The organism is Streptomyces sp. NPDC104307 (assembly GCF_055584045.1).
Genome location: NZ_JBVJMU010000002.1, coordinates 545,387 through 569,742 on the forward strand (window position 1 = coordinate 545,387; position 24,356 = coordinate 569,742).

The following is a 24,356-nucleotide window of genomic DNA, read 5'->3' on the forward strand; positions in this document are numbered from 1 at the left end:
GCTGTCGGGGCTGTCGGGTGGAACACCGCGAGGTGGCCCGGCTCACAGGGCCGGCCGGTCCGGCCGCCGCCCTCGCACGGCGTGCTCGAACCGGTGCCGCTGAGCGGCGATGAACACGGCACAGGCCAGGGCCAGGAATGCGATCACGGTCTGCCCCGGAACGGTCAGGAGTGCGGAATGCCTGACGCCGTCCTCCGCGGCCAGGACCGACACCACGAACCACCCGATGCCCGTCGCTCGGGCGGCGACGAGTGGGTCGAAGAAGGCGGACAGCGCGAGCGTCAGCGAGGTCACCGCGAGTGACGGGGCCAGCCAGCCGAAGACGGCCGCTCCCTGCTCCGGCAGCGCGAGGGTGACCAGGGCGCTGACGGCAGTGCTCGCGAGCAGCACGGTGGTACTGCGGAACAGGACCAGCCGCAGGGCCTGGGTAGGCATGACAAGACCCAGCTCGTACATCGGGTCGAAGGCGGGACCGTACGACACCGCCACGCCGGCTGCCGGGATCAGCGGCGCCACCATGAGGAGGAGGACCGCGGAGGCACTGGGAGAGAGCCGCGCCGCGGCCACGGTGAAGAGCAGCGTCACCAACGACGCACCGATCCAGGACCGACGCAGGACCGGCGTCGCCATCGCCAGCCGCGCCAGGTGCTCGGGAACCCCGAGACGCACGATGACGCGTTCCGCGAGGCTCTGAGAGGGGACGTCCACGGCGAACGAGAGGCGCTGCCAGCCGGCTTCCGTGGTGTCGGGCGGTGTCGCCGCGCCAATCGCCACCCGGCAGCCCGCGCAGCGGTCGAGGTGCCGTTCGACGGGGGCACGCCGCTCCACCGGCAGCGTTCCCTGGACATATGACGCGACAAGGCCCGGTTCGAGGTGGACACCCTCGGGCCCGACCTGCGTCTCCGGCGTGTCTGGCGTGTCCGGCGTGTCCGGTCCTGCTCCGGGGGTCGGGCGCGGAGAGGGGGGTGGATACGGAGGAGGGTTCGTCGGATACGAAGCACTCATGCCAGTTCCTCCCGCAGCCGCCTACGCGCCCGGCTGGCCCGTGTCTTGACCGTTCCCTCCGGGATCTGCAACACCGCCGACGCCTCCCTTGTTGTCAGGCCTTCGAGCACCGTGACGGCGAGAACCTCCCGCAGCTCGGTCGGCAGCCGGCCGATCGCCGCGCCGAGGTCACCGTGTGCGACACCGTCGAGCACCACTTCCTCGGCCGACGGTGCCCGACCGCCCCGCATGCCCATGCGCGCGAGCAGGGCCTGAAGCCGCTGCCGTGATCCGCTCCCCCGCCCGGCGTCCGCCAGTCGGCGGCTGCAGATCCTCCACAGCCAGCCGGCCACGTCCGCGTCCTCGTGATGCCGGAAGCGGGACGCTCCTCGCCAGACGCTGACGAACGTCTCCTGCACGACGTCCTGCACCAACTCCGCGTCGGCACAGCGATACCGCAGCCTGGCCGTCAGCCAGGGCGCGTAGTGACGGTAGAGCGACTCGAACGCCGCCCGGTCGCCGTCCGCCACGGCACGCAGCAGAAGCGCGTGCTCGTCGGCCCGTTCCCTCTCACTCACCACACCCCTTGGATCGTCACCACACCCTTCAACGGTTCACTCACAGGCCGAATATTTACTGCGAGTTCCTTAACCGCACTCGGGCCGGCACTTCTCGGCCACGATCGGGATATACGGAAGGTGATCTTTCATTTGTGCGCCCATGTCGCCCAATTCGCCTATCGACGCAAACGCCCCTCACTCGTCTCGTTCAAGAGCACCAGCAGCTGGGCCACCCACACCACGCGAGCGACCAACATCTGCTCCTCCAGCGTGCGGATCCGGTTCAACTGGTCGAACCACACCGGCTCCCCCGCGGGGGAGTGAGCGGGCCACCACCCCCAAAGGGCGCACCCGTGCCCCCTTCGACGTCCATTGGCATGTCCGCAACGAGATGTGGGGTAGCCGAGGAGCAAGATCCTCGGCTACCCCACCGGCGTCGGTGTCAGCGCCCCCGCACGCCCGTCAGCTTCCCCCACACCACCAGCCGGTAGCGGGAGGTGAACTCGGGCGTGCACGTCGTCAACGTCACATAGGACCCGGCCGCCCGGTACCCGACGTACGGCTTCACGTTGCTGCGGGGGACGGCGGCCACCACCCCGCCGTCCCCCGCACCGGTCTGCGGGAGGGTCTTGTCGACGGTGTAGGTGTAGACGGCGTCCCGGGTCTCCACGGTGACGCGGTCGCCCCGGCGCAGCCGGTTGATGTAGCGGAACGGTTCGCCGTGGGTGTTGCGGTGGGCGGCGAGCGCGAAGTTCCCGGAGGCGCCGGGCTGCGCGGTGCCCGGGTAGTGGCCGACGTACCCCTTGTCGAGGACGGCGCTCCTGCTGATGCCCTGGGCGACGGGGGCGGTGAGCCCGATGCGCGGGATCCGGATGACGGCGTAGGCCTGGGACCGGCGGGGCGCGGGAGCGGCGGCCGGGGCCGTGCTGCCCGCCTCGGCTTCCCCCTCCCCCGTCGACACGGCGGGACTGTCGTCCGCGGGCCGCTCCGGAGTCGCCGACGGTGCGGGCGCCGGGTCCTGCGCCCAGTCCCGCTGGAGGGCATGCACGGTGTCCGCGGCGCCCGCGCGGGCCTGCCGGTTGGTCCACCACAGCTGATGGGCGACGAGCAGCAGCAGGACAACGCCGAGGGTCACCACCACCTCGGCACTCGTCCACAGCCCGCGCACAGCGACCCGCCGCCCCCGCGAGTTCCGCTGCACCACCACCGGTATCCGCTTGACCACGGCCCGCACGATAGGGCCAAGCCCCTTAACTCTCCAGAGCCCGAACAACTCTCCGCCCCGCGGCTCCACCGCAGTACGGTGTGGTTCATGCGCCCCGACACGCCTGCCGACCACATCACCGAAGCCGAGCGCCTGCTGCGCACCGCGGCACGGTACCCGGAGGACCACGAGCCGCTGCTGCTCCAGGCCGCCGCCCATCTGGAGCTGGCCGGCGAGCGCGCCCGCGCCACGACGCTCTACGACGAACTGCTCAGCGCTCCCGGCACCGAGCACCCGCACCTGGTCAAGGCGCTCAACGCCGCCAACCTGTGGGAGTACGGCCACGAGGCCGAGGCCCGCGCGATCATCGACGGCATCCGCGCGGCGGGCCCGCTGGAGGCGGCTCCCTGGGAGATCGCGGCGGAGACCCTGGAGGCCCACGACGAGCTGGAGTCGGCCCACGACTACTTCTCCACGGCCCTCACCCTGCTCATCGCGCCGGGCGAGGAGGTCCCGTACGCCACTCAGTCGCTGCTGACCGGCCGGCACCGGGTCCGCCGGCTGATGGGCGTCCGGCACGACGCCTGGGACGAGCTGGCCGACACCCTGCACACGGCGGCCGTCCCGCTGGACGAGCTGCACGACCCGAAGCGCCTGTGGGCCCTGGGCTCCTCCGACCCGGGCGAGCTGCGCGCCGAGATCACCCGCCTGCGCGCCGAGCTCGGCACCTACCGCACCGCGCTCTCCCGCCCCTTCCCGGTGGCGGTGCTGCACTGGCCACAGGCCGAACTGGACGAGCTCCTCACCGCGTACCCGAGCCTCGGCAGCGAGTACGCCTCCCACCCGGACCACCTGGCCCGCCTGGAGTCGGCCCTGCGCGACCTCCATGCGACGGGCACCCCGAACCTCGGCATCGTGACGGGTACGGTCCCGTCGTACGAGGCGTTCGCCGCCTCGGAGGCCGCCTCCCCGGCGGACCCGGACCTGCTCCCCCAGTACGCCACCACCCTGGCGGCCCGGGGCCGTGCGGTCCCGTGGCCCCCGGCGAGGAGCGCGGCCTGCTGGTGCGGCACGGGGCGGTCGTACCGCGACTGCCATGGGGGCGCGCTGTAGGGGGCGGGCCCCGGGGGCAGCAGCACGATCGCGTCGATATCCGGATGCCGGGGCGCGCACCGACTGGGTACGGTCCCGCCATGCCTGAACTCCAGCGGCTGCGCGCCGACCACGCCCCGGCCCTCCTCACGTTCGAGCGGGAGAACCGCGCCTTCTTCGCCGTCTCGATCTCGGACCGCGGCGACGACTACTTCGCCGACTTCGCCGCCCGCCACGAGGCGCTGCTGGCCGCGCAGGCGGCCGGCACCGACCACTTCCACCTCCTGATGGCAAAGGACGGCGAGGTGCTGGGCCGCTTCAACCTGATGGACGTGGCGGACGGCGCCGCGGACCTGGGCTTCCGCCTGGCCGAGCGGGCGACGGGCCGCGGCCTGGCCACGTCGGCGGTCCGCGACCTCTTCACCCTGTGCACGACCACGTACGAACTGACCACGCTCCGCGCCTCGGCCGCCGTCGCCAACGCCCCCTCCCGCGCGGTCCTGACCCGGACGGGCTTCGTCCCCACGGGCGAGGAGGTGCTGCTGAGCGGAAAGCGGGGCCTGGCGTACGTACGGGCACTGCCGACGTAGCTGCACCACGAACCAGTAGGCAGCGCAAGCGAGTTGACGCGCATGGACGCAGCTCGACGAGTCCCGGTCGAACCTGTCCAACGGACCGAAACGGCCACCGGGTTGCCGTAAGAATGGGGCAATGGCATCACCTGAGGCGATGACGACGGCCGACTACGTCCACGGGTACTCCGACCGCGAGGCGACCCGGCTCGGCGACCAGGCGGACACCCTGGCGGCACTCCTGCACGCGGGCACGGCCTACCCTCCCGGCAGCCGGGTGCTGGAGATCGGCTGCGGAGTCGGCGCCCAGACGGTCCACCTGGCCCAGGCCGCCCCGGAGGCCCGGATCACCGCGGTGGACCACTCCGCCGAATCCCTCTCCCAGGCCCGCGCCCGGGTCGCGGACCACGCACCGGGGGCGGACGTGGAGTGGCACCACGCCGACCTGTTCGACCTCCCCTTCGCCCCCGCGGAGTTCGACCACGTCTTCGTCTGCTTCGTCCTGGAACACCTCCCGGACCCCGGCCGGGCCCTGGCCGTACTGCGTCGCGTACTGCGGCCCGAGGGCACCATCACCGTGGTCGAAGGGGACCACGGCTCCGCACTCTTCCACCCCACCAGCGCCCTGGCCCGAGCAGTGATCGACTGCCAGGTCCAACTCCAGTCGGCCGCCGGCGGAGACGCGCTGATCGGCCGGCGGCTACATCCACTGCTGGCCCGCGCCGGATACGACGACATCGTGGTCCGCCCCCGCACGGTCTACGCCGACCAGACCCGCCCCACCCTGGTCGACGGCTTCACCCGCAACACGTTCATCGCCATGGTCGAAGCGGTCCGGGACGAGGCCCTGGCCGCCAACCTCATGCCGGAGGCCGACTGGGACCAGGGCATCACAGACCTGCACCGCACCGCCCTGACCGACGGAACCTTCCACTACACGTTCTTCAAGGCGGTCGCGGTGAACCCGGCGGGCACGGGTGCCGGTCTCGCCCGGGACCAACGCTGAACGACGAATCCGCGCGCTTCACCTTCTATCTTTGCAATATCATCACATCCAGAATATTCGTCTCCAGGGCCGCACCTCCCCCACGCAGGTCTCAGCTCTGTGTGCGGGAGGACCCTTCATGCCGCCCTATCAGCACTCTGCCGACTGGCAGTTCGAGGTACCGACCACCGGGACCAAGCGGCTTCCGCCCGCCGCCCGGTACGTCGAATCACTGACCCATCAGGGGTACGGCTTCGAGGCGGCCATAGCCGACCTGGTCGACAACTCCATCGACGCGGGCGCCCGCAACGTCGTCATCAGCTTCCTGCGCGATGACGACCGTCTCGTCAGCCTGCTCGTCATCGACGACGGCCACGGCATGGGAGACGACGCCCTGGACACAGCTATGACGGTCGGCGGCCGCGAAGGGTACGACGAGTCCGCCCTCGGCCACTTCGGTTCCGGCCTCAAGGCCGCATCCCTCTCGCACGCCGATTCGCTGACGGTGATCAGTCGTACCAAGCGCAGCCCGTCCACGGGCCGTCGCTGGCTGACATCACGCGCCCAAGTAGATTTCGCCTGCGACATCGTGGACCCCGGCTATTGCCAGGAACTCGTCGACCGATACGACGGTCTCATCGAATGGCAAGGCACGATCGTCCGCTGGGACAAGGTCCGCGCCTTCGACACCATCACCACGGGCCAGGCCGACCGCTATCTCAACGACGCGATCGAGAAGCTGGAGACCCACCTCGGCCTCTACCTCCACCGGTTCCTCGCCCGCGAGGACTTCAACATAGACATCGTCGTCGAGGACGTACGGACCACGGAGGAGCTGGACCACCGGGGCGTCGAACCGATCGACCCGTTCGGCTACCGGGTGCCTGGCCGGACCGGCTTCCCGCGTACCTACACCGCACCGGTCGAGGGCGTCGGCGAGGTCGCTCTCACCGCCCACATCTGGCCGCCGAAGTCGCCCCTGGTGAGCTATCGCGGGATCGGTCCGCTCGCAGAACGCCAGGGCTTTTACATCTACCGGAACAACCGGCTCGTCCAGGCGGGCGGCTGGAACAGCACCCGCAGCCCGGAAGGCCACCTCGCCCTCGCACGGATCGCCTTGGACCTGCCGACCAGGCCGAATGACGTCTTCAGCCTCACCGTGAAAAAGGACGGTGTCACCGTCACGCCCGCGTTCGCACGCGGCCTGGAACAGGCGGTGGACAGTACGGGCCATACCTTCGGCGCGTACGTCCAGGAGGCGGCAGTCACGTACAGGGAGGCGGCCAGGCGCGCCACCGAACCCCAGCGCAAGGCTGTCCTGCCGGCCGGAAAAGGCCTGGACCCCAAGCTGCGACGGACGCTGCGCGATGAGCTGCCGGAGCTGGAGGGCGAGGACCCGATCGCCTTCCGCTGGGACAGCCTGCCTTCGGACGTGTTCTTCGAACTCGACCGCGAGCAGCGGGAGGTCCGGCTCAACAAGGAATACCGGCAGGTGCTGAACGGGGGCCGCCGGGGCGGCTTGAACGACGCCCCGGTGGTGAAGAGCATGCTGTATCTCATGGTCAACGAGATCTTCCAGAAGGAGCGGGTCCGGGCCGTCCACACCGACAACGTGGCGCTGTGGAACAGCGTCCTGGTAACTGCGGCGCGCTGCGAGCTCGAACGCTGAACCACCACTCGCCGCATCCGCTCCGACCGGAGGAATCCGCAGACATGACCGATCACCTGCTCACCCTGCACGGCGACGTGCTGGCCGCGATGCGACGGGGCCCCAAACCCTTCGCCAAGCTCGCCTTCGTGCTCTCGGAGGCCGAGGAGCCGGCCGACACCACGCTCGGTCACCTCCGGGACCGGATCGCGGGAGCGGGCCCCGGCGACGCCCTCGTCACGCTCTGGCACCGCACCCTGACCACCTGGGATCTCGCGGAGCAGGCTGACTGGTCAGCGGCTGCGGCCCGCACCGACACCCGCCGCGCGGACACTTACGACCGGCTGGGCTTCGGCGCCGATCTCCGCAAGGCGCTCGACGGAGCGGTCCCGGTGTTCAAGGAGCCCGGCCCCGCAGTGATCAGCAAGGAGTTCACGTCCTGGTACTCGCGGGACGTCGCGGCCGCACGGTCCTTCTACTGGAATTCCTACGAGGAGCTCCTGCGGCGCAAGGGCTGGTCCGACGCGGCGGTTGCCAGCCTCGACGAGGCGAGCCACGCCGTGGTCGAGCGGCTCTCCGATCCGGCCAGGACCGAGGCGTACGGGGCACGCGGCCTCGTCGTGGGCTATGTCCAGTCGGGCAAGACAGCGAACTTCACGGGTGTCACGGCCAAGGCCATCGATGCCGGATACCGCCTGGTCATCGTGCTCGGCGGCACCCTGAACCTGCTCCGCGGCCAGACACAGCGCCGGCTGGACATGGAGCTGATCGGCAGGGAGAACATCCTGCGCGGCGCTGACCCGGCTGATCCGGACGCGCTGGTCGGCATCGACTACCAGGACGACGAGGACTGGCCGACGAAGTTCGTCAGCCACGGCGGCCGCCCCTCCGCCCTGGGCGCCTTCGACATCGAGCGCCTGACCACTCGCGACGACGACTACAAGAGCCTGGAGAACGGCATCCGGGCCCTTGATATCGAGAAGCAGGCCCGCACCCTGCCCCTCCACGACCCGGCCAATCTGCACCACGCGGCAGCCCGCGTCATGGTCGTGAAGAAGAACAAGTCCGTGCTGGACAAGCTGATCAAGGACCTCAAGAAGATCGGTCCGATCCTCTCCGAGATCCCCGCGCTGATCATCGACGACGAGTCGGACCAGGCTTCGGTGAACACCACGGACCCGAAGAAGTGGGAGGACGGCAAGGTGGCCCGTACGGCCATCAACAGCCAGATCTCTCAGCTGCTCACCCTGCTGCCACGCGCCCAGTACGTCGGCTACACCGCGACGCCGTTCGCCAACGTCTTCGTCGACCCGGGCGACGGGGAGGACATCTTCCCGCGTGACTTCCTCATCTCGCTGCCCCGCCCCACCGGCTACATGGGCGTCCAGGACTTCCACGACCTCGAATCAGCGGAGGGCACGGCTGAGGAGACGCACATCCGCGGCGTCTACAAGGACTCGGGCGACCGCCTCCAGGAAGCACTGGACGCCTTCGTCCTGACCGGTGCGCTCAAGCTCTACCGCGCGGACCGTGGCGTGGATGAGGGCCCGTTCCGCCACCACACGATGCTCGTCCACGAGTCGGTACGCATGGCCGAGCACGCGGCCCTCGCCCTGCGCATCAACTCCATGTGGCACCAGGCGGCGTACACCGGTCAGGAGGGCCACGATCGCCTGGCCGCCCTGCTGGCCTCCGACTTCCAACGCTTCGCGGACGACGGTCTGCCGACACCGCAGTCGTATGCCGTCCTGAAGGGCTACGTGTCGCGCGCCCGCCAGCTGATCAACGCAGGCGGTACACCCGTACTCGTGGTCAACGGCGACACGGAACGCGACTACGCCCAGCCCGAACTCGACTTCGACCGCACCCCGCACGTGTGGAAGATCCTGGTCGGCGGCACCAAGCTCTCCCGCGGCTTCACGGTCGAGGGCCTCACGGTGACGTACTACCGCCGCACGACCCAGCAGGCCGACACGCTGATGCAGATGGGCCGCTGGTTCGGCTTCCGCCCCGGCTACCGCGACCTGGTCCGCCTCTACATCGGCCGCGAGGAAGCGGTGGGAAAGTCGAAGACGGTCGACCTGTACGAAGCCTTCGAAGCCATCTGCCGCGACGAAGAAACGTTCCGGACCCAGCTCACCCGGTACGCCGCCCTGGTGGACGGCAAACCCCAGGTCACCCCGGCCCAGATCCCTCCACTGGTCTCCCAGCACCTCTCCTGGCTCAGGCCTGCGGCCCGCAACAAGATGTTCAACGCGGAGCTGGTGGAGATCCGGTCGCCGGGGCAGTGGGTGGAGCCGACTGCTTACCCGACGGGGGTGGAGGAGCTGCGGCACAACGCCGACATCTGGCGGCCAGCTCTTGAGGCCCTAGGCCAGGACCTTTCTGTCTTCGTCACTCTCTCCGGCGATGACCGTGGCGGCTACACCCGCTATCCAGCCAAGACAGCGATCCTCAGCCACACTCAGCTTCTCGGCATCATGAGCGGTCTCGCCTGGGGCCGCCCGGACCTCTTCGCTCCCCACCTGACGTATCTCAAGGACGCCAGTGACACGGGCTGCGCTACCGACGACTGGACACTGATCCTTCCCCAGACCTCCGGACCGACAAGCGTGGCAGCGAGCATCCTCGGAACCCCGCCCGTCACACTCGTACAGCGCAAGCGGAACGCCCGAGGCATGTTCAACCGCATCTCTGGTGTATCCCACCGCCAGTCTGCTGAGCGGATCGCGGGCCTGCGCCCGCTCAGAGATGACGACCCCTTCGCGTCCCAGTTGCACAGGCCGCGCCGTGGGGCTGTGCTCCTCTATCCGGTAGTCGACCCTGATCTCGGCAACCCCTCAGGGCTCGTGACTGGCGGCAGTATCGATCCGGCCAAGGTGGTACTGGCAGCCGCACTCATCCCGGCCGCCAGTGCCTCAGGAGACTCGGTACCCTACGTTCGCTTCCGCGCGGTCGACTCGTCCCGACTCGATGAAGCCACTATTGAAGTGCCATGACAACTCTGGAGTGACTGCGGTGCCTGATCCCACAGACTGGACCCCGCCAGACGGTTCGTGGGCTTCTTCTGCGGCACGCAGGAGGAACATGCAAGCGATCCGCAGCCGTGACACGCAGCCGGAGCGGCTTATCCGCCGACTCGTGCACGCAAATGGGCTGCGGTACCGGGTCGCCGCCAGACCCTTGCCAGACCTTCGCCGGACGGCAGACCTGGTCTTCCGTCCGGCGAAGGTGGCCGTGTTCATCGACGGCTGCTACTGGCATGGCTGCCCCGAGCACTACGTCGCTCCCAAGACCAATCCTGGCTACTGGTCAGACAAAGTGGCCCGGAACGTGGCCCGGGACCGCGACACCGACGAGCGGCTGACCGACGCCGGCTGGCTGGTCCTGCGGTTCTGGGAGCACCAGGACTCAGACGCGTGCGCCCTCAGGATCGTCAGCACGGTCCGGGAGCGGCGACGCCGCTTGTCCGGGTAGTCCGGCAAGAGAGTCCGCCGCGAGGCGGTCACGTTGGTGAGCCGCGCGCAGTACGTCGGCGATAGCCTGGCCCACCGCAGCCGCGACGGGCGGCGGAAAAGCGTTGCCGACCTGCCGGTAGCGCGCGGTCTTCCCGCCGTGGAATTCCCAGTTCTCCGGAAATCCCTGGATGATCGCAGCCTGTTCAACAGTCAGCATCGGACCTTCAGGCCTGAAAAGATCCCGCTCGTGACTGTTCTTTTCAACGCTTTCCTTATAAGCGTTGGCGACACCAACACCAGAGACTCCCATGGCGTTCCATGCAGCCTTCGCGCGACTGGGTCCGAGATCTGCACCACCGTGCTTCTTTGATCCGCCGACCAGAGTGGGGGCCACACCGAAGTCTTTCCGGCTCTCCGCACTCTGCGCCATTTCTTTCCACCGGCCCAGGCATTTCTTCGCAAGGCAAGCGACCTCTCCGCCCTGCTTCAGGTACGGCGCGTACCTGAGTTCCATGGATTTCTCCAGCGCCTGGAAGACACTCCTGGGAGCTCCTGTGGCCGTCGGCCATACAAACTTGAGGTCCCCCAGCACATCCGTGCGGATGGCCACCAGCACAGCCCTGGGGCGCAACTGCGGAACACCGAAGTCGCTGGCCTCCAGGACTTCCCACTCGCAGACCTGATATCCAAGACCTGCGAATTTCTCGGTGACTCCGGTAACAGGGTGCTTAGCCGTTCCGCTCTCAAGGCGCGCCTTGATGTAGGCGCGGTACTCGTCGAACTTCGCGTCCTTGATTCCGCGCACGTTCTCGATCATCACCGCTTCAGGACGAAGCTCGTCGGTGAGATCAAGGATGCGCGGGAAAAGGTCACGCTCGTCATCCTTACCAAGCTGCTTTCCCGCATGCGAGAAGGGCGGGCACGGAACTCCGCCCGCCAGGAGGTGAAGATCGCCCTTGGCTAGCGGCTTCCCCAGGTACCCCTGAGCCTTCTTCACATCTGTTTGATTTTTTTCGGAAGACAGCGGGGAGAAGTCGTTGACGTCACCGGAGATAACGTCGCAGTACTTCTTCTCCCAGCGCCACTCCGCCAGCCTGCCGATGTTAAGCCGGAGTGTCTTCGAGGCATGTGAGTCAATCTCCACGAGCGCCAGGTGCTTGAAACCCGCCTCGTGGAGGCCGATGGCCTGCCCGCCCGCCCCCGCGCAGATCTCAATCGAGGTCAGGACGTCGTCGCTGGGCGCCATCGGGCCCTCCTGGTGCGGCTGGAGGCCCATCGGCTCCGGTCTCCTCTTGTACGTACGGATGGGCAGCGAGGACCTCCGCGTCGCGACAGGTCCTCGCGGGCCACACGGCCGAGTCTGTCGGCCAGCCCCTTCGGGCCAAAGTTGAAACGCGATACAGACAGAGCCTACCGGGCCAGAGGCGTGGAGATCCCTAGACGGCACGGCAGGCCCCTGGGCGGCACCTCACAGCTCACGGCAGATGCAAAGAGGACTGTAATCGAACGCGCAAGCTAATTCGGGCTGAAGTGGAGTTCCTGCCGAGCCGCCCATCCGCCACGCTCGACACCACTCGCCGCCGGCGGACAGTCCCAGACAGGGCACACAGGCAGCACACCGCCCGGCAGTGGCTGCCATGTCTGCGTCTTCAGCCCCGGAGTAAGCGCATGGGCCGGCACATCGAGGCGCACCGACTCCCAGCGGCCGCGCGTTGTCTGGTCAGCGGGAACAGCCGAGTGAAGCCAATGGCTGCTGACCGTGGCCACGTTCACCGCGCTCCCGTCCTTGCCGACAAGGACAGCGGCGAGGCACCAGTCTTCGTCACGCGACATCACCTCGTACTCGTGCCTCGACAGATGAATCACCAAACGGGTCGGGTCGGTGGTCGACTTCACCTCAATGTGAGCCCGCTCCGACACAGACCTCGCGGCCTGGATGTCGTACCCGTAGGCATCGGACTCTGCGGCCACATGTCTGACATGCGATATCCCGTTATCGCGAATCAGCCGGAGCAGCGCCTGTTCACCTGCGGCCCCGACGGCTCGCCTCGCGTCCTCCGCCTCCTGGCTCCGCAGAACGCGGGGAACCGATTCCTGCTCTCCGTCATCCATCACCCCACAGTCCCCCAGATCCCCATCCACGACAGGCAGGCCTGCGGCGGTCACCATGCCAGCCCGCCTGAGCCAGGCAAGGCCTTCGGCGTACTGGGCCGGCGTGAGATCCGCATAACAGGGGTGGTGCGTGAAGAGCGCCCGCACCCGTGGAACCCCAGCCACGCGCGGTTCAACCAGCCAGCGAAGCGCCGCCCGGCGCGTCGCCTCAGTGGGCAGCGACGGCACCGACGTGTTCCAACAGTGCGCGGACGTCCGCCATATCCATGCCGGCGGCGCCGGAGGGCTCATCCACCAGGTCGCCGAGCTGCTGCACGGCAGGGTCGTCGAGGATCCGGCCCATGAACTCAAGCTTCTCCTCAAGCCTCATGGCCACCACCTCGTCAATCGTGCCCTCGACCGCCAGAACGGTGACACGCGTCTGGGTGTCAGGGGCCAGCCCAAGCCGGTGAATCCGGTCCAGGCTCTGCAGGAATCGCCCCGCCATGAAGTCGCGGTCGACATAGACGGCGTCATGGCAGACGTGATGCAGGCTGATCCCCTCACCAAGGGTGGCCGGGTTGGACAGGAGGACGTGGCAGTCGGGGTCCTCACGGAACCGCCTGATCTGTTCCTCCCGGTTGGGTGTTGCGCCGTAGACAACCGCCGGCCGGTACGCCGCGAACAGACTCTCCATCGTGGTGATGCTGCGCACGAAGGTCGTCCACACAAGGGTCTTGCGCCCCATCGCCGCGTTTGCCGCGACGATACTGAGTGCTTCCTTGTACTTCGGAGACAGCTCATGCGCGGGCAGGTTCTTCATGAGCGCGTACAGTGATTCACCTTCCGGCACCTCAAGGGGCGGCACATGGAAGGTCAGCGGTTCGTGACCCCGCTCGCCTTCGAGAAGCAACGCAGGGCTCGTAGCCGCCATCAGCAAGCGCAGCATGGATTTACCCAGGGCGTCGAAGTCATCCCGCGACGCCTCGGCCCGTGCGGTGAACCGTCCCACGAGCGCGTCGTACACCTCACGGTGCAGCTGCGGCATCTTCAGACGCCGGATCCGTGTTTCGAAGGGCGGCAGGCCCAGTTCCTTCTTCGTCGTACGCGTGAACAGGGGCCGCAGCACTGAGCTCGCGTACGCGAGATCGCCGCCAGCCACCGCCTGGGTAACCACTCTGCGTCCATGGCCGGGCCACACGAACGACAGGAGATTCTCAAGGTCCCGGGCCCCGTTCGGGGCGGGCGTCCCGGTGAGAATGAGGCGTCGCCGGGTAAGGGGGCCCAGCGCCATGCAGGCGCTGCCGTACGTCCCCCGGGCCCCGAGCTTCATCCGGTGCGCCTCATCCAGAATGATCATGGATGGTGCGCTCCTCAGCCAGTCTGCCAGCGCGGCCAACGACCGGTCCAGGCGTTCGTAGTTGACGATCATGATTTCGGCTCTGACGTCAGGGGTCTTGTCCATCACAACCGTGTGTGGCGGCTGCTTGAAACAGGACTCGCTCTCCGAAAGCCACGACTCATACGCTGATTTAGGGCTGACCACCAGAAGCCGACGCACCTCACCGCGTTCACGCATAGCGGCGTACACCGCCAGGCCCACACGGGTCTTTCCGGCACCGGGAACACTGAAGTTGGCACCGTGCCGCAGCGACAGCAGACGCGCGACATCCCGTCGCTGGAACTCCGTGAGACCAGCGCACCAGCCGGAGCCAAGCGCCGCTTCCACAGCACTGTCGTCCCAGTCCTCGGCCGGGCTGGCCGCGCGGAGCTGCTCCTCAGCCCGCTCAGCATCGTCGAGGACCTCCCCGACCAGGGAGCCGAGTTCGTCGGACCAGACCACGGAGTCGGGGTGTGGCCAGTCCGCGAGCACGTCGATGCCCACGAGGAAGTCATCGAGTTCCATCTCCAGTGCGAGACGGCCGCGCGGACTGCCGCCAGGAAACCGGGCAGCGAGCCGTGTCAGGTCGGAGCGGAAGGGCTCGCCGACCCGCAGGACGGCCTTGGTCCTCGTTACATCCAGGCCGATCTGCAGGGACGATTCATCAGACGCCATAATCACGACAGGTCCTGCTGTACCGCGTCACGAAGCCACTCAACGCCATCGCCAGGCACCTGGATGGTCCGGGCAGTGGCCTGGGCCAGCCTCGTCAAGGTCGTCCTCAGCTTGAGAACGGCCTCGTCCAGGGCTTCCTCATCGAGATTGTTCGCCGCACTGGCCAGAACCATGTCAGTGATGCACTGATCGATGTCCTCGCAGGCGTCATTGAGGCGGTCGGGGGCAGCCTGCTTCCGCTTGCGGACACGGGCGTCCTTGCCAGCCGGATCCAGCGCTCGCTCAACCGCGCTGTGCGCGGCGTCGAAGAGGGCTGACGCCTCCTCCTGCTGGGCCGCAGGGACCTTGCCCGCCTTCGCCCTGACCAAGGCCTTCGCCCGGAGAACCGAGTCGGTGAACGCACGGGCCGCCACCACCTGGGGTACCTCAGCTCTCACCGCGCGGTTGAGTCCGGGGATCACCCGCTCCGGAACCGCTGCCGGCGCCGGCTTCAGCGCCTCAGGCAGACGGGTCTCCAGGTAGCGGTCCCGGAAGTCCGGCTCGATAAGACGAAGGTCGGTCTTGGAGAAGTTCATCACGATGGCGGCGAGGCGGTTCTCCTTCAGGAGTTCCGCCCTCTCAGTGTTTTTCTTGGATTCCTTGGCATAAGCGCGATGCACCTCACGCAGCCTCTCCTGGGCATCCTCGAAGTCAAGCAGCCGGAGCTGCACGCCGTTTGAGGTTGACCTCTCCTTCAGGTCCCGAAGGCAGTTAAGTACCCACAGGTCCTGCTCAGCCGTCGATTCCCTGATACGGAAGTCCCGTGCTACCTCCTTCAACGGGCGGCCAGCCTCCACCTGCTCGTCGATCGTGAGCAACCGGTTGATGTACGAGTACGGGCGCCGGGTGTCGTGGCGCAGCTGCAAGGACAGCTCAACGCGATTGATGTCCGCCCACGTGCAGGATTCCGGCAGGACAGCCACCCGGATCTCGGCCACCCCAAGCTCCCTCAGGGCCGCGGCCCTGGTGTTGCCGTTGACGAGAATGCCCTCGCGGGTAATCAGCCCCGGTTCGTTCTGCCGGAATTCCTTGAGGCTCTGCTGAAGCGCATCGAAGTCCTTGTCCCGCTTAGAAGGATCGGAAGGTTCGGCCTTCAGGAGGCTGTCAAGATAGTCCTGGCTCTCGTCGCTCCACGGATCTTCGTCGAGCCGGCGGTCCAGCCGGGGGTCGTAACTCCGCTGCGCCTGGATCCTGTGCGTTCCGGGGTTGTAGTAGAGCGAGTCCACCGGCATGTCGATAACCTGCACCACCTCCGGCTTCGTACGCCACTCGATCGTCAGGGTTTCCTGGAGGCCGCTGCCGGCGGCCGCGTCCAGAAGACGCCCCTCGACGGTCACCTTGTTCTTGGCGGCGTGCGGCGGCAGGCCGAAGTCCCTGGCGTTCTCAGTCACGGTCCGTTCTCTCCTCATACTCAAAGGGTTCATCTCAACTCATGGCGAGGCCGCCCGTTCACAGCGGCCCCGCCACGAGCCGACGCCGGGCGTCAGACAGGCGGAAGCCCGAGGGCCTTGCGGACTTCGTCACGCGACTCCGCCGGCAGCGTGCGAATGTCAGACCAGAGCCGCTCCACGACGCTGAACTCGCGCTCATCGGCGGCAACCCAGCCTGCGATGGTCTGCCGGTTCAGACCGCTGAGCTTGGAAATGCCGTCCAGTACAGCTTCCAGATCGGCTTCCAGGAAGCGCCCGCCCACACGGCAGCGGTTGCACTCAGCGATGTGCTGCACGCCAGTGGATCCGTCAGGCAGCTTGACGCTCCGCCGGGCGATGTCGATCTGGGCGGTCTCGAAAGTACCGGCGTACGTCTGGCCGGGCGTAATCCCGCACGACCGGCAGCGGTGACCGTCACGGGCCAGGACCTTCCGGCGCTGGGTTTCCGTCAGAGACGGACTGACCCTGGTTCCCTTGCCACGGATCCAGACAGGCTGCCCCTGTGCGACGAAACGCTGCTCGTGCTGCCCCAGAAGAGCGTCCTCGCGGTGGGTATCGATCTTCCAGCCGTGGTCCCGAAGCTCACGGACCCGGCGATCCACCTGGCTGACGCCAGGGAGCGCGTTCTTGAGCTCCTCCTTGGTGAAGATGCTGCCCTCCCCTACAACAGTCACCAGCCAGAGCGCTGCGCGCTTCATCGTTCCGAGGTTTTCGTCCTGCCAGGACGGCAGAGTCATCCAGAGGCCCTTCGCTTCAGGTACATGGCAATCCCCGAGAGCCAGGTGACTGGCCCTTCACGGACATCACCACTGTGAGCCCTGACGTCCCATCACGCCAGGTCCCGCAAGGTTTCGAGGCAGTACGGAAAACTTCCACGCGCTTCCGAAGAACTCCTAATTCCGACAGAATTAGCATCTGTTCCGCACCGTAAAGTGAAACGGAAGGCCTGCCTGCGTGACCGTGAACCGCAGAAACTGGAAAGAGCTGCCGCCTCACATCAGCGCCGCCCAAAGCGCCCTGGCGAAGGCACTGCGTGAGATCCGGGAATGCAGCCCGCGTACCCAGGCACAGATCGCGAAGGACGCCTGCCAGGAGCCGACGACCCTCTCAAACCACCTCAATGCTGGGCGTATCCCCGACGAATCGCTGCTGCGGGACTTCTACACGACGGTGGAGAAGGACGCCGCCACGACCGGAAGCGGGCCCCTGCCCCATGCCCTGGACGAACTTCTGGCCCTCCGCCTCGATGCCAAGACGAAGCACTGCGGGTGCTGCGCCGTCGGCTATCCGGCAGCTGCCGAGCAGCCTGAGAAGCCCGCCCAGCAGCCGGCCTCCCCCATCGTCTCGAATCCCGGGCTGGCACGGGCGCGACGCCTGCGCCGCCGTTCCCGGCGACGGGAAATCTCAGTGCCACAGGAACACACTGGGGCGCCGGTCCCCCTCAGCGAGGGGGACCGGCGCCCCACAGAATCGGCAGAGCTCACTTGGCCGGAAACGGGGTTGGTGGCCAGATACCTGGCCGATGGCCAGAACCACGAAGCCGGCTTCCTCCTGTGGCAGGCGGGCGCCTCCTACTCTGCCCCCGGCATCGTCGAGGCCGTCACCTCCTGTCGTGTGGCGGGACTGGACGACGCAGCCGAGGCGATACTGGTCAGCGTCACCGAACGAGCAGACAGACAAGCCGTCCTGAACATCGCGGCGGCACTGAACGACGCCGGCCGGCACGGCGACGTCACGTTCATGCTCACGGCAGCCACGCGGTCTGCGGGCTGACCGCGTCGATCACGCTACTGAGCTTGGTCTACGGACTGATGCGCGAAACAAGAAGCCCACGCAATCCGGGCATACCTCCGGACCTGGACACCTCGCACCTTCGCGCGCCCCGTCTGCCAGCCGGGCGTCGACCATCTCCAAGTAGTACTGACTCTCCAAGGGCACATCGATCGCGCCAGCCACGCTCATCAGCGCCTGACGTCTGGACCGGCAGGATGCCAGTGCCTCCTTTGGCCAACAGCCAGGACTCATACGGGTACCGGCAAGCCACGGCTCCATAGCTCCTCGGCGTGTTCAGCGAACCGGTCAAACATCCCGCCGTCACCCTGACGTCGAAGATGGAGCAACGGCGAATCGTGTCCGACAAGCCGCGCAAGGTGCGGAGTGACCAGGGCCTGCTGATCGAATCGGAACACGGACAGAGACACGTGGTTGACAGCGTCTTCCTGACTGCTGAACCGGGCCTCCGCACGGCCCGCAGCACTGAGGCGCTCCAGGTGTTCGAGGGTGATCCGGACTCGCGTGGAGACGGTCAGGGCGACATCCTCGACCATCTCGCGCTGACGAGTTACCTCACCGTCCGGATCCCCCAGCAGGAACCTGACGCGGCAACCCGCATCGATCTTCCTGCGCAGGGTGTCGACGAAGGCCGGCTGCTCAAGCCAGAAGAAGTAGTTCGTGTATCCGGCCAGGTAAATCTGCTCCGTAGCCCCTTCGGTCAAATCCCTCCATACGGTCGACGGGCACGCGGAACGGTACGGGTAGGCCTGAACGAGCTCCCGGTCATGACCAGACTTCACCCGGTCCTGCACAGCCCTCGGCCAGATCATCTGTTCATCCACCTTCAGTGCCTGACAGGCGTCAGTACGGTTTCTTGCGTGCGGCATCAGCTCGGCGTCGGCCAGCCACCGCTCTACAGTCTTAGGCGCGACACCAATGCGAGCCGCAAGTCTGCGAGGCGAGAGCCGGGCGTCCGACATAGCCGACCGTAGAGCGACGTTCAAGACTTCCCCCTGCGACGTTTGGGCCTTCTTGGACCCTAGCGGCAGCCCGCCCGACTGTCCCTGACGTTCGCGTAGATACGTCCCATGCGGGCAGTCATCCTTGCCGCCATGAAGACCCTGAGGCCGGCGACCGCCCGGCCCTTCGAGCTCCCCATTCCCCCTGCACCCCCGGAACCGGCCGACAACTGCACCATCTGCTCCGACTTGGCCGAGCAACGGCGAGCAGCCAGACGTGCGGGTGACTACTCACGCGCTACGGACGCTTCCGTAGAGATCCGCAGGCACCCTCATGGAGCCCGGGGTATCCAGTGACCGATGTCGGCCTCCCCCAGTGGCGAGAGAGCTACGCAGCGGCCCTGGCGGCAAGCGAAGGGTTGAGGGCAGCTCTCGCGGAGCTGGGCGTCCCTGAACGCAGTTACCGCGGAATCCGGCCGGCGACGACCTCTACCGGCAGACCGTACGTCTACGTCGGAATCTTGAACGCGGGAGCCGTCGAGGCAATCACTGCTGTCCTGCTGCGCGAACTTGCCGACCGCGGCTTCCCCGAGGAGCAGGGCGCTGTCACCGCCGCCCGGCCGGCTCGGCGATCACGGCCGCTGCCCGGCACCACCTCCCCGACGTCCACTTCGCAAGGCAGTCGCGCACAAGGGGATGCGCCCCCTACACCGGTCGAGCAGTAGTTCACCGGCCGGCGTCTACACATGCATGTGACGCTGTCACGATCCCCCCGGCGCGAGTCCGGTCGTTGCTGCCGGCCGGCCTCGGGCCCGCGGTCTGCCCGCCGTATCCGGTTGATGCAGCGGGACGAGCTGTTGTGTTCGGGTGGCCGGAAGTCGTTGCCTGACATTGTGCCGGGTGTGATCTCCGTTACCTTCGGGGGGACTGAATGGAGAGCCGTGATGAATCGGGGCTGGGAAGCCGATCCTTCTTCGCCGCTGGTGCGCCGCTTGGGCGGATCCCCCGCCGAGCTCGGGACCACGGGCGGCGAGCAGGGATGCCCGGACATCTGGGAACTGGAGAACGGGGACATCGCCGTCGTTGGCCGTGACCTCACCGATTCCTACCTGCCTAGCCTTCCCCCGGGGCTCGTCGTCGCCCCGGACGAACGGATCGTCGTCATCCCCCGCAGGACAGCAGCTGCCGCGAAGGCGGACCTTCCTGATGCTTAGCCCACAGTCCGGCGGATCCGGGCTGCGCCTGGGACTTGACGACTACTCCGAGGACTTCAGCCGTCACTTCTGGCGTTCCGGCTCCGAAGGGTTCTGGAAGCTCGAACGTCAGCAGAGCTTTCAGGAGCCCGGGGTGGAGAGCTGGGAGGCCTTCCGCAAGGGGCACTGGGACGAGTCCGTGGCGCTGATCGAGGCGCAACGGGGCCACTACGAGGAGTACTTCCAGCAAATCACCGAAAGCGGATTCGCCCTCCACCGTGTGCGCTGTGCGGAGGAGCCCATCTCTCCGTACCTTCAGTGGGAACTCCATCTGCTGCACCTGAAGGCCCAGTGCGGGGAGGACACGAGGGTCCTCGGTCGGGACGGCGTTCTCCGGTACGAAGCGCAGCGCCCGCTTCCGGAGATCGTGATCCTCGGCTCCTCAGTCATGTACGAGGTGCTGTATGACGGCGGCGGAAAACTCGCGGGCGGGATCCGTTTCGACGATCCGCGCACCATCTCCCGGTGGCGGAAAGCTATCCAGGAAATGCACCGGGCCGGCGAGCCGTTGGACGACTTCTTCACCCGCCGGGTCGCACCGCTGCCTCCGCCGACCGTGACCGAGGAACTTGGCTGAATATCCTGCCCGGGACTCGGCGGAGAGACCGGAACAGGCATGAAGTTGCGGTCGAATTTCAGTCGTACCGTAAGGGCTACATATGCGCATTATCTTGATCTCGTACTCTGCACAGGGATTCGCCCTCCTCCACAGCGTGTGCGAGCAGGCCGGGCACACGCCCGTCGCATACCTGCATGCTCGATCACTACGGCCGGGCGAACCGACGCGACGCGGGGCGGGCGACGTCGTGGGCGAGATCGTCGATGCGCTGCCGCCCGGGATGGATCTACTGATTCCGGGTCGGAAGAATATGCTGCCGCACATGGTCGCGGGGTACCAGGCCGATCTCATCGTCTGCTACGGATTCCCCTGGAAGTTGCCGCCGGCTGCACTTCGGTCGACCAATTTGGGTGCCATCAACGTGCATACATCGATGCTGCCACAATATCGAGGCCCCATTCCGGTCAATTGGGCGATCAGGAATGGTGACAAGGAAATCGGCATCAGCATCCACTGGATGGAGAGCGAATTTGACTCCGGCGGGATCCTGGCTCAAGAGGCAGGGATCGCGTTGGGCGACGATGTCGCCCCCCAGCTGTTGTGGGAAGAGGTCGACCGATACATCGAGCGGCTTCTGCCCCGCGCGCTCTCGCTGGCCGCAGCCGGTTCGCCCGGTACGCCGCAGCAGGAGGGCTCTGCCACCTACGCGGGGTGGATGGAACCCGAGTTCTCGCAGATCGACTGGAGCGCCGCCAGGGAGGTCATCCACAACCAGGTGCGCGCCATCAGGTTCGGCAGTTCGGGAAGATCCGGCCCGGTGGCTATGGTGGCTGACCATCGTCTGCGGGTTCTGCGCACATCGTTGCAGACGGCGGACGGAGTCAAGGTGATGTGTGGGGATGGCCCCGTGTGGATCACGGAGTCCGTACCGGTGGCGGACTCCGGCTCCTGAGCCGGCACCGAAGCGCCGCGTGTCAGTGCGGGTCCGGTGACGTTGCCTCCGCCAGGGAGCGCCGGTACCGCCTCAACTTGTCCCGGATCCCTCTCGTCCACGGGTGCTCCGGACCGAGTACCCGCTCACGCCATTCCCTGACGACTTCGGCCTGTTCAATGGCCTCCCGGTGCTCTCCGACCGTGTTCAGGACGTTGCTGAGCAGGCTTCGTGCCGCCAGCGTGATCGGGTAGTCGGCTCCAAACCGGCGTTCGTGAGCCGCCAGCGCACGGCGGGCCGACAGCAGTGCTTCGTCATGCATTCCGGCACCGAGCAGCGCCCCCGCGCAGTTGAGGTCGGCCGCCAGCGTGATCGGGTGGTCCGGGCCCAGCTCACGAAGACAGTCGGCGACCAAATCCGTTCCTGCCAATGCCTCACGGTCCAGGTGCGGCCCAGGAGGCAGTTCGAGCAGACACGCCCTCGCCTCCAGCGTCAGTGGGTGCCACGGACCGAGCAGTGTGGCTCGCCCGGCAACCGCCCGGTGCATCAACTGCACGGCTTCCGTCACTTGATCGAGCCAGACCAGCGGGCGGGACAGATGGAGGCAGGTGGTCAGGGTGTCCAGCGCCTCGGGGCCGCAGACCCGTTCGAGGTCGTCGAGCAGCTCGCGGTGGAGATTGGCTGCCTCCTCAAGGCGCCCCAGACGATCGGTAGCCTTCCCTGTCCGCTGTCGCAGGCGCAGGACGAGGACGTGATCGTTTCCGAGCCGTCGTTGCACGAGAGCCGTCGCCTGCTCGGCCGTGGCCAGCGCAGATGCGTAGTCGCCGGAGCGATGCTGGGCCGTCGCCAGGCGCAGGGCACAAGTGGCTGCGGACTCGGCGGTGCCGGTTGTGGTCTCGGGCCAGGTGTTGACGCGGCGAAGCAACGCCAGGACATGCGGGGTGAGGGGCGTGAGCAGGCTGTCACGCAAGCCGCGTTCCGGGGACGCGGGCAGGGAGTGCAGAAGAAGTCCGGCCGCCGCGGCAGCGAGGTGGTCGCGCTCACCGGCCGGAGTGACGCGCGCGACGCTGTCGAGGAGAACTCCGTGCGTGCGCAAGCAGCGGATGTCGCCGGAAACGAGTTCGGTGAGTGAGTGGTCAAGCAGCCCCCGAAGCGCCAGTTCCACCCGGTCGGCGGGCAGGGGCAGATCGAGCCGGACGTCGGCCAGCAGCGACACGGGTAGCGGGTCGTTCGACCAGCAGGCCAGAAGGCGCAGCAGGGCGACAGCCTCGGGCAGGTTCTGCCCGGCCAGGGAGTTCAGCGAAAGCTGCCACGTTCCGCTGACCAGGTGACGCGAGTCGTTGCCTGCCTCGACGGCGCCCCGGTCGATCAGTTCGATGGGGTCCTGACGCTCCCGCAGGCGACGCCCGTACTCCTCCATCGTCCAGGGTGCGATCACCTGGTGGGCCAGAAAACCACCGGCCAGAGTCAGGGCGAGCGGCAGGCGGCCGAGGCTGTCGGCAATGGCGGCCGCGTCCTCGGCAGAACCCGTGCCGGGAGCAAGGTCGCGCAGGACCTGGGCCGCCTCCTCACGCGGCAGGACATCCACGTACAGCAGCTCGGCGGCGGGCCACCAGTGGCCGGCTGCCTGCCGTGTGGTCACGAGGACGGTTCCGCGGGGGCTGGTGCGCAGCCATCCGCCGTCCCGTAGCACTGCTGGGTCGTCGGCGTTGTCCAGCACCAGCAGCCATGGCACGTCGGACTGGTCGAGATGGTCCCAGACCAAGTCCGCGGCCGCGCGCAGGCCGTTGCGCGCGGCCATCAGCTTTCCGTCGCCGGCGCCGCGATCGGCGGCCACAGCGAGCATCCCGGCCCGCAGGGATGCCTGATCGGAGGCGTTGACCCACAGGCCCAGGCGTCCGCGTTCCCGGGTGGCGTGTTCGAAGAGTGCGCACGCCACTGCCGTCTTTCCACACCCTCCCAGGCCGTGCAGGACGAACACGGTGCTTCCGGCGTCCTCGGCGACCGCCTCCCTCAGGTGTCCGATGAGTTCGCCACGATCCCTCAGGATCGCCGGTGCTCGGCCGACGGGCGGATGCCGCACCGAGTCCGGGCCACCCCAGGCGGCGCCGTGATGATGGTGCTCGGTGATGTGCTGGTCACCGGAGGCCTGGTACACGCGTCCCTGATCGGTGGCCCGGCCGTCGTTGCGGCCGGTCACCGCTGGTCGACGTTCAGGTCACGGCCGGCCTGGTAAATGCGCGAACTGCCGGATGCCGTCGCGCGTTGGGTGACGGCCGGGATGACGGGTGCGCCGGGGTCGAGTTCGGTCAGCAAGGAGCGTAGTTCCGCCACCAATTCGGGGTGTGCGACGAGGAGACGGCGAATGCGGCCCTGCCACTCCGCCGCGATCTCCCGCTCGGTCTCCTCGTCACCGCTGCTCCGCGAGCCCAGGAGATCCTGGCGCGACGTGTCGAGCTGGGCGGCGATCTGCTCCTCGTGGTCCGGCCGGGCACGTCTCCACAGCGTGATCAGGCCGTTCCGCACGCCGTTCCAGGTGTCGGTCGCCAGCAGCGCCGCGATCGTCGTCCCGGCGGTGCCTGCTAAAAGGGTGATCTCCGCGTCCATCCTTTGCCCTCCCTCTGTCCGGCCCGAGTGACAAGCCTATGGAGCCGACGCGGTCTCAGTACACCGGACTTTCAGCGACATTTCATGCCGCCCTCGCCCCACTGCTACGGACCGCCGCGTAGAGCGCGGTCGGCGCAGTCGCCACGGTGCTCGTG

22 protein-coding genes are annotated in these 24,356 nt (G+C 67.5%); 11 read left to right on the forward strand and 11 right to left on the reverse strand.

The window, feature by feature from the left end; genetic code table 11:
* Positions 1-42: 42 nt before the first annotated feature.
* Together ACZ601_RS09095 and ACZ601_RS09100 are read right to left on the reverse strand one after the other, a co-directional pair.
* Positions 43-1,005 (reverse strand): zf-HC2 domain-containing protein, encoded by a 963-nt coding sequence (locus ACZ601_RS09095; RefSeq protein WP_469534890.1) that lies wholly within the window; start codon positions 1,003-1,005, stop codon positions 43-45.
* Positions 1,002-1,562 (reverse strand): RNA polymerase sigma factor, encoded by a 561-nt coding sequence (locus tag ACZ601_RS09100; protein ID WP_469534892.1) that lies wholly within the window; start codon positions 1,560-1,562, stop codon positions 1,002-1,004. The genes ACZ601_RS09095 and ACZ601_RS09100 overlap by 4 nt, the downstream gene beginning before the upstream one ends.
* Before the next feature lie 120 nt (positions 1,563-1,682).
* Between ACZ601_RS09100 and ACZ601_RS09105 the strand changes: the two genes are divergently transcribed.
* Positions 1,683-1,868: a hypothetical protein gene (locus ACZ601_RS09105; protein WP_469534893.1), complete on the forward strand. Its 186-nt coding sequence runs from the start codon at positions 1,683-1,685 to the stop codon at positions 1,866-1,868.
* A gap of 118 nt (positions 1,869-1,986) precedes the next feature.
* Here the strand turns inward: ACZ601_RS09105 and ACZ601_RS09110 are convergent, their stop codons facing one another.
* Positions 1,987-2,778, reverse strand: a complete 792-nt coding sequence (locus ACZ601_RS09110) for a class E sortase (RefSeq protein ID WP_469534895.1) — start codon at positions 2,776-2,778, stop codon at positions 1,987-1,989.
* A 78-nt stretch (positions 2,779-2,856) separates the two neighbouring features.
* Between ACZ601_RS09110 and ACZ601_RS09115 the strand changes: the two genes are divergently transcribed.
* From ACZ601_RS09115 to ACZ601_RS09140, 6 genes are all read left to right on the forward strand, one after another.
* Positions 2,857-3,861 carry an SEC-C metal-binding domain-containing protein gene (locus tag ACZ601_RS09115; protein WP_440577584.1) on the forward strand — a complete coding sequence of 335 codons (1,005 nt, stop codon included), beginning with the start codon at positions 2,857-2,859 and terminating at the stop codon, positions 3,859-3,861.
* A gap of 80 nt (positions 3,862-3,941) precedes the next feature.
* The gene (locus ACZ601_RS09120) at positions 3,942-4,430 is read left to right on the forward strand and encodes a GNAT family N-acetyltransferase (protein ID WP_469534897.1); all 489 of its coding nucleotides are present in this window, start codon (positions 3,942-3,944) and stop codon (positions 4,428-4,430) included.
* A 121-nt stretch (positions 4,431-4,551) separates the two neighbouring features.
* Positions 4,552-5,418 (forward strand): methyltransferase domain-containing protein, encoded by an 867-nt coding sequence (locus ACZ601_RS09125; protein WP_469534899.1) that lies wholly within the window; start codon positions 4,552-4,554, stop codon positions 5,416-5,418.
* Between the two features lie 118 nt (positions 5,419-5,536).
* The gene (locus ACZ601_RS09130; RefSeq protein WP_469534901.1) at positions 5,537-7,066 is read left to right on the forward strand and encodes an ATP-binding protein; all 1,530 of its coding nucleotides are present in this window, start codon (positions 5,537-5,539) and stop codon (positions 7,064-7,066) included.
* Positions 7,067-7,110: 44 nt separating this feature from the next.
* Complete coding sequence (locus tag ACZ601_RS09135; protein WP_469534903.1) at positions 7,111-10,044, forward strand: Z1 domain-containing protein; 2,934 nt, start codon at positions 7,111-7,113, stop codon at positions 10,042-10,044.
* Between the two features lie 88 nt (positions 10,045-10,132).
* Positions 10,133-10,522: a very short patch repair endonuclease gene (locus tag ACZ601_RS09140; RefSeq protein ID WP_469534905.1), complete on the forward strand. Its 390-nt coding sequence runs from the start codon at positions 10,133-10,135 to the stop codon at positions 10,520-10,522.
* Here the strand turns inward: ACZ601_RS09140 and ACZ601_RS09145 are convergent.
* From ACZ601_RS09145 to ACZ601_RS09165, 5 genes are all read right to left on the reverse strand, one after another.
* Positions 10,457-11,749 carry a DNA cytosine methyltransferase gene (locus tag ACZ601_RS09145; RefSeq protein WP_469534907.1) on the reverse strand — a complete coding sequence of 431 codons (1,293 nt, stop codon included), beginning with the start codon at positions 11,747-11,749 and terminating at the stop codon, positions 10,457-10,459. The two genes, ACZ601_RS09140 and ACZ601_RS09145, sit on opposite strands and share 66 nt — an antisense overlap.
* Positions 11,750-12,018: 269 nt before the next feature.
* Entirely contained in the window at positions 12,019-12,672 is a 654-nt protein-coding gene (locus tag ACZ601_RS09150; protein WP_469534908.1) for a protein NO VEIN domain-containing protein, read from the reverse strand.
* 151 nt (positions 12,673-12,823) lie between these two features.
* The gene (locus ACZ601_RS09155) at positions 12,824-14,650 is read right to left on the reverse strand and encodes a DEAD/DEAH box helicase (RefSeq protein WP_469534911.1); all 1,827 of its coding nucleotides are present in this window, start codon (positions 14,648-14,650) and stop codon (positions 12,824-12,826) included.
* Positions 14,651-14,652: 2 nt separating this feature from the next.
* The gene (locus tag ACZ601_RS09160; RefSeq protein ID WP_469534914.1) at positions 14,653-16,080 is read right to left on the reverse strand and encodes a ParB N-terminal domain-containing protein; all 1,428 of its coding nucleotides are present in this window, start codon (positions 16,078-16,080) and stop codon (positions 14,653-14,655) included.
* Positions 16,081-16,172: 92 nt separating this feature from the next.
* Positions 16,173-16,856: a hypothetical protein gene (locus ACZ601_RS09165; protein ID WP_469534916.1), complete on the reverse strand. Its 684-nt coding sequence runs from the start codon at positions 16,854-16,856 to the stop codon at positions 16,173-16,175.
* A 217-nt stretch (positions 16,857-17,073) separates the two neighbouring features.
* Between ACZ601_RS09165 and ACZ601_RS09170 the strand changes: the two genes are divergently transcribed.
* Positions 17,074-17,892, forward strand: a complete 819-nt coding sequence (locus ACZ601_RS09170; RefSeq protein ID WP_469534919.1) for a hypothetical protein — start codon at positions 17,074-17,076, stop codon at positions 17,890-17,892.
* Between the two features lie 248 nt (positions 17,893-18,140).
* Here the strand turns inward: ACZ601_RS09170 and ACZ601_RS09175 are convergent, their stop codons facing one another.
* Positions 18,141-18,872 carry a DUF5919 domain-containing protein gene (locus ACZ601_RS09175; protein WP_469534921.1) on the reverse strand — a complete coding sequence of 244 codons (732 nt, stop codon included), beginning with the start codon at positions 18,870-18,872 and terminating at the stop codon, positions 18,141-18,143.
* A 923-nt stretch (positions 18,873-19,795) separates the two neighbouring features.
* Between ACZ601_RS09175 and ACZ601_RS09180 the strand changes: the two genes are divergently transcribed.
* The 3 genes from ACZ601_RS09180 to ACZ601_RS09190 all read left to right on the forward strand — a co-directional run bounded on the left by ACZ601_RS09180 (position 19,796) and on the right by ACZ601_RS09190 (position 21,615).
* A complete protein-coding gene (locus ACZ601_RS09180) occupies positions 19,796-20,065 on the forward strand; it encodes a hypothetical protein (RefSeq protein WP_469534924.1) in 270 nt (89 codons plus the stop codon).
* The gene (locus tag ACZ601_RS09185; RefSeq protein WP_469534926.1) at positions 20,058-20,681 is read left to right on the forward strand and encodes a DUF6879 family protein; all 624 of its coding nucleotides are present in this window, start codon (positions 20,058-20,060) and stop codon (positions 20,679-20,681) included. The genes ACZ601_RS09180 and ACZ601_RS09185 overlap by 8 nt, the downstream gene beginning before the upstream one ends.
* An 82-nt stretch (positions 20,682-20,763) precedes the next feature.
* A complete protein-coding gene (locus ACZ601_RS09190; protein WP_469534929.1) occupies positions 20,764-21,615 on the forward strand; it encodes a methionyl-tRNA formyltransferase in 852 nt (283 codons plus the stop codon).
* Between the two features lie 22 nt (positions 21,616-21,637).
* Here ACZ601_RS09190 and ACZ601_RS09195 read toward each other — a convergent pair whose 3' ends face one another.
* Together ACZ601_RS09195 and ACZ601_RS09200 are read right to left on the reverse strand one after the other, a co-directional pair.
* Entirely contained in the window at positions 21,638-23,794 is a 2,157-nt protein-coding gene (locus ACZ601_RS09195) for a tetratricopeptide repeat protein (protein WP_469534932.1), read from the reverse strand.
* The gene (locus ACZ601_RS09200; RefSeq protein WP_469534934.1) at positions 23,791-24,201 is read right to left on the reverse strand and encodes a hypothetical protein; all 411 of its coding nucleotides are present in this window, start codon (positions 24,199-24,201) and stop codon (positions 23,791-23,793) included. Before ACZ601_RS09200 ends, ACZ601_RS09195 begins: the two co-directional genes overlap by 4 nt.
* Positions 24,202-24,356: the final 155 nt, after the last annotated feature.